This is a genomic window from uncultured Shimia sp., assembly GCF_947498095.1.
Lineage (GTDB): Bacteria > Pseudomonadota > Alphaproteobacteria > Rhodobacterales > Rhodobacteraceae > Shimia.
The window spans coordinates 21,814-35,150 of record NZ_CANMJE010000017.1 but is presented as its reverse complement, the minus strand read 5'-3'; the positions used below and the strand labels follow the sequence as shown (position 1 = coordinate 35,150).

Here is a 13,337-nt window from a genome sequence, read left to right as displayed (position 1 = left end):
GTCAGCGCATTTTTAGTTCTTGGCGGGCATTTCTGGCGGCGTGTAGCCCTTCCACTTGCCGGCGTTGACTTTGTCCGAAGGAGATTTGTCTTCTGAGCGTGCCGCATCGATGTAGGCCTTGCCGACATCGGGTGGCAGAACATAGTCGTCAACACTCGCGTCGCGGACGACTATGCTGTCTTTGGTGACATTAACAACCACCAGATCGCGTGCCAGAACCAAGGGGCCATCATAGGTTTCACGCACACCTTCCAGAATGGCCTGATAGTTCTCAGGAGACAGTACCGAGTGATAGCCCATGGCCATTCTAGGCTGCACTGCCGACATCACTTTGCCAAAGGCCTTTGGTTCGGTGTGGATCCGGGTGGACACATATGTGGCTTGCGCCATATCCCAACCAAAGTAGTTGGACAGCGCCTTTGGTGGCAGGAAAGCTTCGTGAGATGCTATATCTGCGCCAGCAGCATATTTTACATACCAGTTGTTCGGATAGGTATCGCCACCAAACACGTATTTGAGGCCCTTCCACTCAAGCGAATAGCTGACAGAGCCATCAAGGCTGTGAATAGCGGGCCAAGATCGGATCGTGACATCGTTTTCCTGATAAACGATTTCATTTTCCTGCATGTAGTCAAACTCGGTGACTTCCAGCTTTGCGCCGTCATCCGGCAATGCACCACTGCGAGTCTGCAGATCCCAAGCATAGGCCTTCTTCATGTTTTCTACATACGCCTTTGTACCCAGTTCAGGCGTCGCGCCCGATGGACCAAAAATGCGCAGGGGCGTGTAGCGCCCAGACAACCATCCACCTACATGCATGCCCATAAAGTCGCCGACATGGTCAACGTGCAGGTGGCTAAAGAACATCTTGTCGATCTTGGAAAAATCGGGCCGTAGTGAAAACAGGTTTCCGGACGATCCAGTACCAACGTCAAAAAGGAATTTGTCGCCATTGCCCAGTTCTACGTAAAAAGAGATCGAAACGGCGGCCTTGGTCTGATTGGGCATGCCTGTCCCAAGCGCGGTAATGCGCATTTCTTCGGCACCCAATATCTCGGTGTTGGGAAAATAGCTGGCGGGATAGACCCCATCTTTGATTTCCACGGCTGAGCGACCTGTCGGCATCAGGTCCTCAGCAAAGGACGCTGTAAATCCGCTCACGGAAAACGCTATCCCAAGCGCAATCGCGGCAACACTTTCTACCAGTTTTGGTGCGTGTTTTTGCATCTTTTTCCCCTTTTTTTCATTCTCAAATGAAAGCTTAACCTTTAAGCGTTTCGACTCGCGACGATGTGATTTGTTGTTTCGTCGAGACGCTCCATAGTTATGTCTATGGTACTAAACTGTTCTTCGTAGTCAATAGAGGCATCTATGGGAAAGCCAAAAAAGCAAAGAGCTAGCCGAAAAGAATGGCTGCTAGCCGCAACCGAAGTGTTGAACCGCGATGGGGTGGACAAAATCAAGGTCGTTTCAATCGCTCGCGAACTCAACCTGACAAGCGGCAGCTTCTATTGGCACTTCAAGGATATTCAGGACTTGCTGCAAGGCGTTCTCGACTATTGGGAAAAAGTGTTGACGGCCAACATTATTACCGATGCGCAGGCCTTTAATGGCGAGCCCAAACAGAGAATTCTAAACCTCATGCTTCAGGTTATCCACGAAGACGCCGCAAGAACGGATGCCGCGATCAAGGTCTGGTCCAGGCGCTCTCCCGACGTGGAGTCCGCCTTTTCACGTGTCATCGCATCCAGATTCAGCTTTGCAAAATGGATGTTCGAGGAGGCCGGATTCTCTGAAAAAGAGGCCGCAAGCAGAGGCCGGATGATGGTGACTATACTAATGGGGGAATCCCTCGCAGGAATAGCCAAACAGGAAGGTTGGGAAGATATTGTCCGGGATGAGTGGACAATTCTAACAAACTGAGGCTAGCCCTAGGCAATCACCCAATTTGACATGTCTTTTACATGGCCCACAGTGCATTCAGCGGCTGTTAACTAGAAAATTTTTGAAACACGGCTGTCTGCTGAGACGTTGACAAACGTTCCTCCATAGATAAGTCTATGGATAGTGGAAAATGCGTTTCGAGACCATTTTTTTCGGTGTCGGGCAAATGGAGTTGGGGATGAAGACACTAATTAGAAATCTGATACTTTCTTTACCCTTCTTCTTCACATGTCAGAACGCATTGGCCGATGATGCGGAACTGGCAAAGCAACTATCCAACCCACTCGCCTCGCTGATCTCAGTACCAATGCAGTTTAACTACGACACCGGTTTCGGGACTCCCGACGGTGAAAGGCTAACTCTCAACATTCAACCGGTGATACCGTTTTCACTGACACCTGAGTTGAATCTGATCACGCGAACAATCATCCCTTACAAATGGCAATCAGACGTCGCTGGTTCTCCTGGCTCCGACTCGGGACTAGGGGATACATCGATGAGCTTTTGGTTCAGCCCGGCGCACACTGCGAATGGATCCACTTGGGGCGTTGGTCCCATTCTTAGCCTGCCAACATCGAGCGATCCAGATTTTGGATTGGGTGAATGGGGTGGCGGGATAACCGGGGTTTATCTTGTCCAGCCCGGGCCATGGACCATCGGGGCATTAGGAAACCACCTTTGGTCATTTGAAAGTGACAACCTCAATTCAACCTACATCCAACCGTTTGTTGCTTACGGAACTCCGAACCACTGGACCTACACGGTGAACTCGGAAGCGACCTATGATTGGAATACGAAACAATGGACATTGCCTGTGAATTTCATGGTTTCCAAGCTTGTTTCCTTCGGAAAGCAAAAAGTTTCCCTACAGGGTGGCGTGCGATACTATTTCGATAGCGCGGCCAATGGTCCGGAGGGTTGGGGTTTCAGATTTGCAGCAACTTTCGTTTTCCCCAAGAAATGATGCGAGAAAATCAGAGGAGAATGTTGCGACAAGGAAGAAAACCTTTGGGATCAGATGGGTAATTTCCTCCTTTGTCTTTCCGAAAGTCAGCCCGAGCAGTAGCAACCGGAAGACTTGCTGTTACAATGCCGGGGTATCCCTTTTTTCTGTTGCCCAAGCCTGGTTTCAAAGCCCATCTTTATTGAATAGAGGAAATCCAATGAAACACACCTTTCTGTCAGCCGCGTTTATTATCAGCGCAACAATTGTTGAGGCCCAATCCGGTGCACTGATTGCCTCTCCAATTCCCGATAATGCTGAGCAGCGGTTTTGCTATTATGCTGGGCTGGCCTATTCGGCCGACGCTTACGTTCTCTTGACCGGAAACAATACAGTCACAGACACCGTGCGAGACGTAGAGGAAAGACTATTGCGTTGCAAAAAAGGCGAAGACGGACTTATGCATTGGGAACCGGAAAGCACGATGCAATTGGGCAGGTAGCGGCTTTTTCTCCGGTCGTGTCAGACGAATTCGATTTCGTCTCTACTAGGCCAGTGAGGCTGTCCTTTATTCCCCACAAAGCCCTCGCCACTCAGCAAGAGCAGCGGTGCGGTTCATCTTGAAATGATCTCTTTGGGAAAGGCTGCGGTCCTGATTGAAATGGTTGAAAACGGAAGCATGGACAGAAACAAATTTCTGCAAACTTCGCATACGACGAAAGCGGTGCATGGTACGTTCTCGTCGTCGAAAAGGGAGGTGAGAGTTCTCGGCTCGATTGTTTCTCCAGCGCCCCGTTTCCTGTCTATCGGAATTCCCAATGACTTTCATCGCCGCGCCATAAGAGCGTAATTTTTCAGTGGTGACGACTTCTGGTTGGCCGTATCGTTTCATCGCTTTCTTCAAGGATTTTAGGGCCGCAGTGCGATCCCGATGCTTCGTGACACAGCTTTCCAACACCTCGCCTTCGTGATCCACGGCCCGCCAAAGGTTGTGTCGTTCACCGTTTATCTTCACGAAAACCTCGTCGAGATGCCAACGCCAGTTCGAGTAACATCGCATCCGACTGGCCCGTTTTCTACGGATCTTTGCCGCGAACAGTGGCCCAAATCTGTTCCATCAAAACCTGATAGTTTCGTGGCTCACGTCGATGCCGCGTTTATGCAGCAGGTCTTCAACGTTTCGTAACGAGAGCGGAAATCGGACATAAAGCATCACCGCAAGGCGGATAATCTCAGGGCTCGTTTTGAAATGGCGAAAAGGAGAGTGTTTTATCATCGGGCAAAACTACGAAACCGCCCTACACTTCACAATCGAGTTTCCTCTGACACCGCCCCTCATGCAAATGCCCTGCTGGAAATGCTGGACGACATTCGCGTCGTATGGGGTAGCGACTGGCCCCATACGCAACACGAGGAGTCGACGTGCTATTTCGAAACTCAAGACGCAGCATTCCCTGTGAGGGCATTGTCGGACATCACTGCCGAGAAAGCTCTATATGGTATCGCTCCTGTTTAAGTTGCTATCCAACCAACTGGGAGTTGTCGCTCCACGACCCAATAGAGCATCCCGACCTGTGCTATCCGGACGTCGAGCTCAGGCCAAAATCCATGCTCACAGTGAATGGTTGGTCTGGTAAAGCTGTGCCACAGCGGGATACTTCACGACTACGTTTTCTTTGGGTCGCTGCCTACCAACGCCAATAACTACAATCGGTGCTTCGCGGCTGTTTGTGCATGTTGCAGCATCAGTCATTATTGGGGCTCATTACTGCCATTCGCCGCGCCGGCGAATGCTCTTACCGCCCCGATGGTTGGCTAAGCGAAGTTTCCCTTCATTCGGCGCCGCACAACGAACGGGTGCAACCTGTACATTTCTGACGCGAGATTCAGCACCGGCAAAGACCGATGTAGCAACTAACGGATACCCCAGCTACTTTGTCATGCGACCGCTGATCAGGGCCTCGGGATCGGCGCATACCACGAGAGTCATGCCTTGCGGCTCCAACCCCATTTTCGAACATACATCTTCGGACGGGCTGCTTCCGGCCTCCACGCCGGTCATGAAAGACCGATTGCCAAAGCGCTCTTCCATCTCCAGAATTGCTCGGGCACCAAGTATCAAAGCCATACTCTGCCCGCGTCTTGAAGGGTCGGTGGCGAGCATTCCCCACCACGCCTGATCGGATAATGACGCATGATCGACACGGATGTAAGTCGACGCAGCAGCCATTGATACGACTTTGCCTAACCGATCAACGGCAATGAGGGTCACCACAGGTTGGAACATTCCTCTCAAGGCAGCGCCGCAGGTCGGCAGTACGCCACATCCCAGTGCCATGTCCGCTGCTGAACTCAAAAGGCTGACGGTCGTTTCCGAGGACACACAATGCAAGGAGACGTCATCTCCGAGCGGAATGTCCGTGACCACACGCCGAGCGGCTGCGGGCGCGTCCTCTGCGCCTTCCCACTTTCGATATACGAGAGGAACCAACCCCTTGCCCGCAGGCCCTCGTCATACTCCTTGCGTTCGTTCTCTGGAACAGTTCCGCAATTCGAATTGCCCTGGAGTCTTGCGAGCGTCGCAAGCACATCCAGATCACCATCCTGAGCGGTGGTGATACCGACAGTTCGGCCATAGTAGCTGTAGCGTTTGTCGTGCTGAAGCAATTCAGACAGGGCGCAATTACGTTTGAGCAGCGCCTGCTGACCGTCGTTTCCAAAGAACTCGCGCTGTTCCATTTTCCCACTCCGGCAAAGCCACGACCCCAAACGGGATATTGGAGCAGATCCCTTGGATGATCGCAACATTATGCAAACACCCCGTTCGCATCCGCCACAGCATTCGACGGAATGGGCCTCACCTGTCGTTTTCTGCGTGGTGCGAGAATGGCAGGTTTAGAATTGGCCGACATTCGCTGAGCCGAGCCTGAATTGGGAAAAAGCCGGTCTTTTCTGCCATTCAGGCTCCTCAGGCACCCTCCCAGTACAGATCTAACGCAGGGAAGCGGAAACCATGCTCCTTGGCCAATGCAGAGCTTTCGAGACTAGTTACTGCGGTACATAAAGCCTAGCCTGCGCACTCTACCTTGTGGCGGCAGTGGAAAAGGGGCTGCCCTTAGTACCTGATCCCTCGCCGCACGTTCAATCTCATCCGATCCGGTACTGTCAAGGATATCGACCCTGGCGACTGAGCCATCAGGGTTGATCTCGAAAAAGACCCGCGCGGTTCCTTTCGCACTCAAAGGAGCGACAGGAGTACGATTGAGGTGGACCAGAACACGGCCGACATAGTTGGTTTCGTCTGAATTTCCAGGCCCGCGCGAAATAACAGCGCCGCCAGAACCGTTATTCTGTCCTCCATTTTGCCCGGCAAAGAGATTAACTCCATCGCGGGCATAGAGCGTGATTGGTGATTCAATGATTTCGGATGGAGCAGGCTGCAGGTTCTGCGGGTCTGCTAAAAATTCAAGCGGACCGAGGTCACGATCCGAGGTTGCCTGAGGTCGAAGTCTAGGGCGGAGCGATGACAGAACGGCAAGGTCGGAGGCTTCGGAAGGGCTTTCGATTTCTGGATCTTCTTGAATGGGCTCAACGATGGTCGCCACCCCATCTGGGGCAATTGCAACTTGCTCAAGCGGAACGGCCTGATCAACAACCGGCTCAGCAGGAGGCGATGGCTCGACCACGGGGGACTCGTCAGGTGTCAGCGTTTCTGCGACGAGCGGTGTGGCAGCAACCTCAACAGAGACAGGCTCGACTTGTGTCGTTGTGGGGGCTTGAGGTGTGCTCTCATCTTTTGTTCCCGTTGCCTCGACAGCTTCCGGCGCGGAGCCTCCGCCAGTGGGATCCAGAGGTTCGATGAGATCCTTCGGCACATCCTCGATCAGGCCGGTGTCGGGCGCAAACACGTTCTGTGGGTCTTCTGATGCAACAAGGGCTTGGCTCGTCGGAACGTCGGCATAGTCAGGCTCAGGCGGCGTCTCGGCTGGAGGTTCGGGGGTGGGGGCGGGTTCCGGCAAAACAGGTTCGACAACGGCTTCGGCGACATCTTCAAACGCCTCACCTACATTCACTACGTTCTGAGTCGTGGTTTCTCCTGAACGCTCTGGTTCAACGTCCACACCGAATGTAAGACCCAGAAAATGCAGCAACAGCGACAATGCAATTGCGACGGTTGCAATAGCCGTAGACGTCCGGATCATTCTAATGCCCGCTCAGTGACCAAAACGACGGATGGGGCCCCGAGGCGGCGCAGTTTGCCTGTGACCTCGATCAGGCGGGTGCCGGCGACATGACGGTCTGGGACAATGCGCACGGGCTCTGTGCCATGTGTGGCAATATACGTCTCTGGATCTGTTGTTTCACCGCGAAAAGTGAGCGTGCCGTCTTTGAGAAGAACAAGGGCATCTGGTGGCTCGCGACCCTCGAGGCCAGATGTGTCCACGAGTTCGAGATCAGGGTTGATCGGTGGTGCAATGGTGCCTGCGATCAGGAAGAAAATCAGCATTAGAAAGACGACGTTGATCATTGCAATCGTCGAGTCTCGGGCTTTGCGCGGCAGGGCAGGACGGATCATGCGCTCACTCCAGAAAAGTGACAGTCAGGCCGTCACGCCCCCGCAGGCGAACCAAAAGGTCAACCATCCGCTGCGCCGACGTCTCAACATCGAGGCTGACCAAAACCTGCCCGGTTTCGACCTGATCGACCAGTTCGTCCAGAGAAACCTCGGTACCATTGAGAACCAGCCGCTCAGCACCAATTTGAACAAAGGCTCTTTCCGTAGGCTCACTCGATGCACTTGTCCCTCGAGCCGTTTGGTGAAGTTCTATCTCACCGAAAGTCGAAAAGGTCGACGTCAACATAAAGAACAGCAATAACAAAAAGATAACATCGATCAGCGGCGTTAAGGAAACGACCCGACGAACGAATGGAGCCTTGTTACGCATTGTTGAGCGCTGCTTGGTTTGGCACCAGAACCGTTTGAAGCGCTTTGTCCGCAAAGACTCTTTCTTGTGCAGTTCTGCTTTCAAACCAGGCAAGAAACATCGAGGTTGGCATTGCGACGGCGAGCCCGGCTGCTGTGGTCAGCAGCGCCACCCAAATCCCACCGGCCAGCAAAGACGGATCCACGGAAGATCCGGCGGCCTGCAAGCTTTGGAAGGCTTCAATCATGCCAAGGACAGTCCCGAAGAGCCCCAGTAAGGGCGCGAGTTGCGCCACGGTGTCGAGAAAGCGAAAACCTCGCTCAAGCCCCGCGAGCGCCACACCCGCTTCCGCATCGAGCCGCCCATCAAGTCCCGGTACGTTCGGCGCCTTCATGGCCAAGTCCAAGAGAGGGGCGAGATAGCTGCTACTTTTGGACAGAGACGCCATGGCCATTGCATGATCCCCTGAATCCCAAGCCGCCAGAGCTTCGGAAAGCGCGCGGTGGCGTCCGACCCCCGAGGCCGAGAACTGCCAGATTTTGTAAAGAATAACTCCCAATGCCAGCACTGACATGACAAGCAAGACCGAAATCACCGGGCCGCCAAGATCGAGGATTCCGCGCAGCGTATCCAATATGCTCATCCGAGTAACTCCACCGAAAGTCTGCTGCTAAGTGAGAGGCCCTCATCACATATGGTGTTTTCGGATCCGTTCACAACGCATGTATTTGCGCCATTGATCAGCATCCTTCCAACGGCTTCACACGTCACTTTTGGTAACTGGAACTGCCGTACCCGCGGCCTTTGCGCGGGAAGATCACGAAAATCAAACAGGGAAAGGTTCACGACACCTCCCGCAGTATCGAAGATGACAGTTTCAAAGACCGCTTGGTCGATCGAGATCCCCGTTTCATTTCTCACCAGGAACGTCAGGCGGCACGCATCCCCGTCATTCTGAGCATTGTTCAATTCGAGAAACAGAGATGCGTCAGCTTCCTCTGCCGATTGCGCGCCCAATAATGCCGGCGCTGTGCTCAAGAGCACTGCAAACAGAGCTCGGCGACAAAAACTCATGTCTATCTCCTAAGTATCCAACGCCAATCATCTAAGTCGGAATGCAATGGGATCCAACATAATGGGGCATGTCTCGTGATACCGCAGTTGACTATTAGACGAAAGGATCACCGACGGGATTGTGATCTAGCAAAATGACCAGAATTCTTGCATGTAATATTCTCACCGTCTCTGGTTTGGAATGTGATAGCGCCACAAACATTTGATCAGCCCCAAAATGACGACAAGCCTACAATCAGCGCGCCCCTCGCTAAGTCGTCGATGGTAGATATGCAGCTGACACTTAAAAAATCTGTCGATTGTGAGTCAAAAGTAGCAGGTGATACGGTCGGTATTCTGGTCCGAGCTTAACTGCAACAAAGAACCGAAACCCAAGGACTCTCCGCGAGGTGGAGGAAACTTGGGACCCAGATCAACGCATATAGACATTTGCGTCAGACGCAGCGAACAACCTCTGTCCGCCCATTGCGAAGGATGTCGCGCCGGTTTCTAAAGTCGTATTTGGGCTCAAACCAGACATTCGCCGCGCTCTGCACCAAGGTCTGCCATGCGGACACACCGGCCATTTTGCTGGATCTCATGAAAGAGAACTTCGGGCGCCTGTTTGGCCTTGGCAGCCCAGTGTCGACCATAGTCCCGATATCTCTTACATCAGCATTGTCCCAAACGGGCCGAACGCGCGGAGAAGAAACGCAAACACGACCAATGCAAACATCAACCATTGAGATGTCGCGCGGGCGTTCTCCAGTCTTTTGTCGAGGAGAAGACCCGCAAGTAGGCCATTGACACCGCGACGGCCGCAATTACAGGGGCTTCCAACAGCGCTCCAAAGCCTTCAGGGGCCAAGCGAAGTCCAAGAGCAACTACCCAAGCGACTGTGCTGTCAGACGAATTCGAACTCGTCTCTACTAGGCCAGCATCGGTGCCCTTTAAGTCGCGCAAAGACCGCGCCACTCGGCAAGAGCAGCGGTGCGGTTCATCTTGAAATGATCTCTTTGGGACAGGCTACGCTCCTTTTTGAAATGGTTGGAAACGGAAGCATGAAAGGAAACAAATTTCTGCAAACTTCGCATACAGCGAAGGCGGTGCATGGCTCGCTCTCGCCTTCGAAAAGGGAGGTGAGAGTTCTCTGCGCGATTGTTTTTCCAGCGCCCGGATTCTTGCTTCCAGGCGTTGCCAATAACCTTCATCGCAGCACCATATGAACGCAATTTGTCGGTCACGATGACTTCCGGTTGTCCATATCGCTTCATCGTTTTCTTCATAAATTTAAGGGCCGCAGTGCGATCCCGGCGCTTAGTGACGAAGCTTTCTAGCACCTCACCTTCGTGATCCACCGCACGCCAAAGGTAGTGTCGTTCGCCGTTGATCTTCACAAAAACCTCTTCGAGGTGCCAAGGCCAGTTCGAGTAACATCGCATCCGGCAAATCCGTTTTCTGCGGATCTCTGACGCGAACAGTGGGCCAAATCTGTTCCACCAAAAACGGATAGTTTCGTGACTCACTTCGATGCCTCGTTCGTGCAGAAGGTCCTCTACATTCCTGAGGGAAAGAGGAAACCTGACATACATCATCACTGCAAGACGGATGATTTCTGGGCTGGTTTTGAAGTAGCGAAAAGGAGAGCGTTTTGTCATGAACAGAAGCTAAATCGCCGCCCTGCCCTTCACAACCGAGTTTCTTCTGACATCGCCTGCCCATGGCAACGCCGGTTCAGGACAGGACAAAAAAGACCTTCCGCACCGGTGTCAGGTTTTCCCAGGTTCCGGAAAACCCAGCGGCGATGACAAAGCTGTCGCCGGGGCCGAATTCCTGGCAGACGCCATCGGCATCGGTTAACCGAACGCGACCTTCCAGAATGTGGCACAGCTCATCATAATCGCATTGGCAGCGTTCCAGATGTGACTCGGCCTCCCAAACTCCGGCGATAGCGCCTTTGGTAGGATTGGTGAAATGCCGCCAGCTTTTGCTGGTATAGGGCGTGTCGACTGCAGCGGGGTCGTCAATCTGCGTCTCGGTCGGGGTCGTGGCAGCATCGTCAAAGGCGATGACATGTTTGGGATACGCTGTCATTGGGACCTCCTGTCTGTTGAATGGTGAAAAAAGAGGTCAGGACCCGAAGCCGATCCCGATCTTGTCCATCGCGCACAGCATCAGAGACCGATGGCCCGTGCGATCTTCGCGCGCCAAATCGGCCTGGGCCCAACGAATTCCCAAGCTGCGCAATGGTTCCGGCGGGAACGCAACTGGTTGGCTTTGTGTCATTCTCAATTCGGTGCGTTCAGTGCGAAGGTCCTTCAAGTGGTCCAGCATGGAAAGGGCTGCAAATCGCGAGGCCGTCACCCCTTGCCCCGTGAACCCCATCGCATAAGTCAACCGTCCGCCATAGGCGGTACCAGTGAAAAAGGTCAGCCGTGCAGAAGTATCGATGATACCTCCCCACGCGTGGCTGAAACGCACATCCTTCAGACTCGGAAACGTGTCGAGGAAAGTTGCTTCAAGCCCGGCATAGGTTTCATTTCGGTGCAGCAAGTCCGGATCGCGGCGCGAACCATAGTGATATATGGCGTCATAGCCCCCCCAGAGTATACGGTTGTCGGCAGTTTTGCGGGAATAGTGAAACTGGTTGCCGGAATCCGCGATGCCGTGGCGCCCCTGCCAGCCGATTTCTTGTAGTTGCGTATCGGTAAGTGGCTCTGACATGATGGTATAGTCATAGACCGGAATAATCGCGCGGCGCAGATGACTTAGCAGCGGCACGTCGGCATTGGTGGCCATGACCACCTGTCTCGCCAGGACTTCGCCGCCGTCGGTGGCAAGGGAAAGGATCTCACCCATGTCCTGCAAACCGGTGACCCTGCTGTCTTGAAAGATGGCCACGCCCCGTGACAGGCAGGCCTGCGCCAGACCATGAACCAACTTAGCCGGATTCACATAGGCATAATTGGCCTCAAACAACCCTGTCGGATAACGCGGGCTTTCGAGATGCGATGCCAGTTCGCTCGGTGTCAGGATGGCAGTCTCAATCCCGAAATTCGCATACCCTGACTGCATCACGCCAAGACCATCGGCTTCCCATGCTGTACGGGCGACGTTTAGCTTGCCGGTGCGCTCGAACTCGGCATCAATACCATAGGTCGCAATGTCTGCTTCCATTGCGTCGAGGTTTTCACGACCCAGACGCACCAGTTTCTCCGCCTCATCGGGCCAGCGGTTGAGTGCATTGCCCACGCCATGCGAAATTGACGGGGCACAGAACCCGCCATTGCGCCCGCTGGCGGCATCGGCAAGGTGACGCGCCTCGAGCACAACAATGCGGGCATCAGGATGGCGTTCCCGTGCCTTTAATGCCGACCATAGCCCTGTGAACCCCGCTCCGATGATCGCCAGATCACAGTCGATGCTTTCCGACAGGACTGGCAAAACAGGTTTATCGGCAACGGTTTCAGCCCAGAAAGGCGAAAACCGGGTCTGTTCAAATCGGTGTGATAGCTCGGGCATGGTCAGGCTTCCTGATACTCTCGGGCCTTGAGGAGTTTCTCCAAAGCCGCAAGTTCGAACTGCGAATTAACGCCAGTCACCTCCCACTCATCAGCCTGAGCGGTGGCGACCCGCAGCCCGGCGTCGCGGGCCAGCGCGACGATATCCGTCAGATAATATTCGCCCTTCGCGTTGTCGTTAGTGATCCGTGGCAAAAGGTTGAACATCGCATCTGCACGTATCGCCATGATGCCCGAGTTGCAGAACCCGATGGCCTGCTCGGTCTCGTCCGCATCGGCAAATTCCACAATCCGCTCGAGCGTGCCGGCCGCATCAGTGACCAGCCGCCCATAGGCACGCGGATCATCTGGGGTGAACCCCAGTACAGCCAGCGCGGTGTCCGCGTCCACTTTGCGGGTCAAGGCTTGCATCGTCTGATGCGAGACCAGCGGAACATCACCGTAGAGCACCAGAACCACTCCCTCAAAGCCGTCGAGCATATCGGCCGCCATGAGTACGGCGTGGCCGGTGCCCAGTTGCTGTTCCTGAATTGTCGTTGTGAGATCAGGAAACGCCGTGGTGATTTGTTCGCGCCCGGCTCCGACGACCACAACAGTCTCGGTGACCTCGAGCAAGGCGAGTGTGTCCAGCACATGCCCCAGAAGCGGTTTGCCCTGCAGTTCGTGAAGAACCTTGTGCTTTTCGGATCCCATCCGTGTGCCCTTGCCCGCGGCCAGGACAACAGCAGCAACCTTGTTTCCCACAGTCATAGCCCAATTTCCTTGTTCAGATACCAGCCCCAGTCATTTTGGTGGTCGAAACGGATCATCGAACACATTTCGGATGGTTTCAGTACGATCGTGCGCTCGGTAGCAGGATCAATGGCTGCGAACGCGCCGCCCTGTGCCGGGGCACAGAATGTGCCATCAGTATAAGATTCTGTTTTCATGAAAGTATTTCCTGAGCTAGCC

Annotated in this window: 17 protein-coding genes and 1 pseudogene; 4 read left to right on the top strand and 14 right to left on the bottom strand. The window is 53.9% G+C overall.

What is annotated here, in order from left to right:
• Window positions 1–12: 12 nt before the first annotated feature.
• Entirely contained in the window at window positions 13–1,227 is a 1,215-nt protein-coding gene (gntH, locus tag Q0932_RS18910; RefSeq protein WP_299356544.1) for a guanitoxin biosynthesis MBL fold metallo-hydrolase GntH, read from the bottom strand.
• Between the two features lie 144 nt (window positions 1,228–1,371).
• Here gntH and Q0932_RS18905 point away from each other — a divergent pair, with 144 nt between their 5' ends.
• The 3 genes from Q0932_RS18905 (at window position 1,372) to Q0932_RS18895 (ending at window position 3,389) form a co-directional block, all read left to right on the top strand.
• Complete coding sequence (locus Q0932_RS18905; protein ID WP_299356542.1) at window positions 1,372–1,923, top strand: TetR/AcrR family transcriptional regulator; 552 nt, start codon at window positions 1,372–1,374, stop codon at window positions 1,921–1,923.
• A 151-nt stretch (window positions 1,924–2,074) separates the two neighbouring features.
• Window positions 2,075–2,908: a transporter gene (locus tag Q0932_RS18900; RefSeq protein ID WP_299356540.1), complete on the top strand. Its 834-nt coding sequence runs from the start codon at window positions 2,075–2,077 to the stop codon at window positions 2,906–2,908.
• A gap of 199 nt (window positions 2,909–3,107) precedes the next feature.
• A complete protein-coding gene (locus Q0932_RS18895) occupies window positions 3,108–3,389 on the top strand; it encodes a hypothetical protein (protein WP_299356537.1) in 282 nt (93 codons plus the stop codon).
• A 66-nt stretch (window positions 3,390–3,455) separates the two neighbouring features.
• On the opposite strand, the pseudogene Q0932_RS18890 reads toward Q0932_RS18895, so the two are convergent.
• Window positions 3,456–4,163: pseudogene (locus tag Q0932_RS18890) on the bottom strand (IS6 family transposase).
• Between Q0932_RS18890 and Q0932_RS18885 the strand changes: the two are divergent.
• Complete coding sequence (locus Q0932_RS18885) at window positions 4,137–4,403, top strand: amidohydrolase family protein (RefSeq protein WP_299356534.1); 267 nt, start codon at window positions 4,137–4,139, stop codon at window positions 4,401–4,403. The pseudogene Q0932_RS18890 and the gene Q0932_RS18885 overlap by 27 nt on opposite strands.
• A 414-nt stretch (window positions 4,404–4,817) precedes the next feature.
• Here Q0932_RS18885 and Q0932_RS18880 read toward each other — a convergent pair whose 3' ends face one another.
• From Q0932_RS18880 to Q0932_RS18825, 12 genes are all read right to left on the bottom strand, one after another.
• The gene (locus tag Q0932_RS18880; RefSeq protein WP_299356531.1) at window positions 4,818–5,225 is read right to left on the bottom strand and encodes a hypothetical protein; all 408 of its coding nucleotides are present in this window, start codon (window positions 5,223–5,225) and stop codon (window positions 4,818–4,820) included.
• 14 nt (window positions 5,226–5,239) lie between these two features.
• Window positions 5,240–5,626, bottom strand: a complete 387-nt coding sequence (locus tag Q0932_RS18875) for a hypothetical protein (protein WP_299356529.1) — start codon at window positions 5,624–5,626, stop codon at window positions 5,240–5,242.
• Between the two features lie 305 nt (window positions 5,627–5,931).
• Entirely contained in the window at window positions 5,932–7,089 is a 1,158-nt protein-coding gene (locus Q0932_RS18870) for a TonB family protein (RefSeq protein WP_299356527.1), read from the bottom strand.
• Complete coding sequence (locus tag Q0932_RS18865; protein WP_299356525.1) at window positions 7,086–7,463, bottom strand: biopolymer transporter ExbD; 378 nt, start codon at window positions 7,461–7,463, stop codon at window positions 7,086–7,088. The genes Q0932_RS18870 and Q0932_RS18865 overlap by 4 nt, the downstream gene beginning before the upstream one ends.
• A gap of 4 nt (window positions 7,464–7,467) precedes the next feature.
• On the bottom strand, window positions 7,468–7,833 hold the full coding sequence (locus Q0932_RS18860) for a biopolymer transporter ExbD (RefSeq protein WP_299356523.1): 366 nt from the start codon (window positions 7,831–7,833) through the stop codon (window positions 7,468–7,470).
• On the bottom strand, window positions 7,826–8,455 hold the full coding sequence (locus Q0932_RS18855) for a MotA/TolQ/ExbB proton channel family protein (protein ID WP_299356521.1): 630 nt from the start codon (window positions 8,453–8,455) through the stop codon (window positions 7,826–7,828). Before Q0932_RS18855 ends, Q0932_RS18860 begins: the two co-directional genes overlap by 8 nt.
• Window positions 8,452–8,886, bottom strand: coding sequence for a hypothetical protein (locus Q0932_RS18850; protein ID WP_299356519.1), 435 nt, complete (start codon window positions 8,884–8,886; stop codon window positions 8,452–8,454). Before Q0932_RS18850 ends, Q0932_RS18855 begins: the two co-directional genes overlap by 4 nt.
• A 929-nt stretch (window positions 8,887–9,815) precedes the next feature.
• A complete protein-coding gene (locus Q0932_RS18845) occupies window positions 9,816–10,523 on the bottom strand; it encodes an IS6 family transposase (protein WP_299356517.1) in 708 nt (235 codons plus the stop codon).
• Between the two features lie 76 nt (window positions 10,524–10,599).
• Window positions 10,600–10,959: a cupin domain-containing protein gene (locus tag Q0932_RS18840; RefSeq protein WP_299356515.1), complete on the bottom strand. Its 360-nt coding sequence runs from the start codon at window positions 10,957–10,959 to the stop codon at window positions 10,600–10,602.
• A gap of 36 nt (window positions 10,960–10,995) precedes the next feature.
• The gene (locus Q0932_RS18835; protein ID WP_299356513.1) at window positions 10,996–12,387 is read right to left on the bottom strand and encodes an FAD-dependent oxidoreductase; all 1,392 of its coding nucleotides are present in this window, start codon (window positions 12,385–12,387) and stop codon (window positions 10,996–10,998) included.
• A 2-nt stretch (window positions 12,388–12,389) separates the two neighbouring features.
• Entirely contained in the window at window positions 12,390–13,136 is a 747-nt protein-coding gene (locus Q0932_RS18830; RefSeq protein ID WP_299356511.1) for an NTP transferase domain-containing protein, read from the bottom strand.
• Complete coding sequence (locus tag Q0932_RS18825; protein WP_299356509.1) at window positions 13,133–13,315, bottom strand: hypothetical protein; 183 nt, start codon at window positions 13,313–13,315, stop codon at window positions 13,133–13,135. Before Q0932_RS18825 ends, Q0932_RS18830 begins: the two co-directional genes overlap by 4 nt.
• Window positions 13,316–13,337 lie beyond the last annotated feature (22 nt).

What these genes read in the sequence shown, in the direction of transcription:
- Q0932_RS18885 (WP_299356534.1), top strand. Translation starts at nt 4,137, where the DNA reads ATGGCGAAAAGGAGAGTGTTTTATCATCGGGCAAAACTACGAAACCGC.
- Q0932_RS18865 (WP_299356525.1), bottom strand. Translation starts at nt 7,463, where the DNA reads ATGATCCGTCCTGCCCTGCCGCGCAAAGCCCGAGACTCGACGATTGCA.
- Q0932_RS18845 (WP_299356517.1), bottom strand. Translation starts at nt 10,523, where the DNA reads ATGACAAAACGCTCTCCTTTTCGCTACTTCAAAACCAGCCCAGAAATC.
- Q0932_RS18825 (WP_299356509.1), bottom strand. Translation starts at nt 13,315, where the DNA reads ATGAAAACAGAATCTTATACTGATGGCACATTCTGTGCCCCGGCACAG.
- Q0932_RS18900 (WP_299356540.1), top strand. Translation starts at nt 2,075, where the DNA reads ATGCGTTTCGAGACCATTTTTTTCGGTGTCGGGCAAATGGAGTTGGGG.
- Q0932_RS18905 (WP_299356542.1), top strand. Translation starts at nt 1,372, where the DNA reads ATGGGAAAGCCAAAAAAGCAAAGAGCTAGCCGAAAAGAATGGCTGCTA.
- Q0932_RS18860 (WP_299356523.1), bottom strand. Translation starts at nt 7,833, where the DNA reads ATGCGTAACAAGGCTCCATTCGTTCGTCGGGTCGTTTCCTTAACGCCG.
- Q0932_RS18895 (WP_299356537.1), top strand. Translation starts at nt 3,108, where the DNA reads ATGAAACACACCTTTCTGTCAGCCGCGTTTATTATCAGCGCAACAATT.
- Q0932_RS18875 (WP_299356529.1), bottom strand. Translation starts at nt 5,626, where the DNA reads ATGGAACAGCGCGAGTTCTTTGGAAACGACGGTCAGCAGGCGCTGCTC.
- Q0932_RS18850 (WP_299356519.1), bottom strand. Translation starts at nt 8,886, where the DNA reads ATGAGTTTTTGTCGCCGAGCTCTGTTTGCAGTGCTCTTGAGCACAGCG.
- Q0932_RS18870 (WP_299356527.1), bottom strand. Translation starts at nt 7,089, where the DNA reads ATGATCCGGACGTCTACGGCTATTGCAACCGTCGCAATTGCATTGTCG.
- Q0932_RS18835 (WP_299356513.1), bottom strand. Translation starts at nt 12,387, where the DNA reads ATGCCCGAGCTATCACACCGATTTGAACAGACCCGGTTTTCGCCTTTC.
- Q0932_RS18855 (WP_299356521.1), bottom strand. Translation starts at nt 8,455, where the DNA reads ATGAGCATATTGGATACGCTGCGCGGAATCCTCGATCTTGGCGGCCCG.
- Q0932_RS18880 (WP_299356531.1), bottom strand. Translation starts at nt 5,225, where the DNA reads ATGGCACTGGGATGTGGCGTACTGCCGACCTGCGGCGCTGCCTTGAGA.
- Q0932_RS18830 (WP_299356511.1), bottom strand. Translation starts at nt 13,136, where the DNA reads ATGACTGTGGGAAACAAGGTTGCTGCTGTTGTCCTGGCCGCGGGCAAG.
- gntH (WP_299356544.1), bottom strand. Translation starts at nt 1,227, where the DNA reads ATGCAAAAACACGCACCAAAACTGGTAGAAAGTGTTGCCGCGATTGCG.
- Q0932_RS18840 (WP_299356515.1), bottom strand. Translation starts at nt 10,959, where the DNA reads ATGACAGCGTATCCCAAACATGTCATCGCCTTTGACGATGCTGCCACG.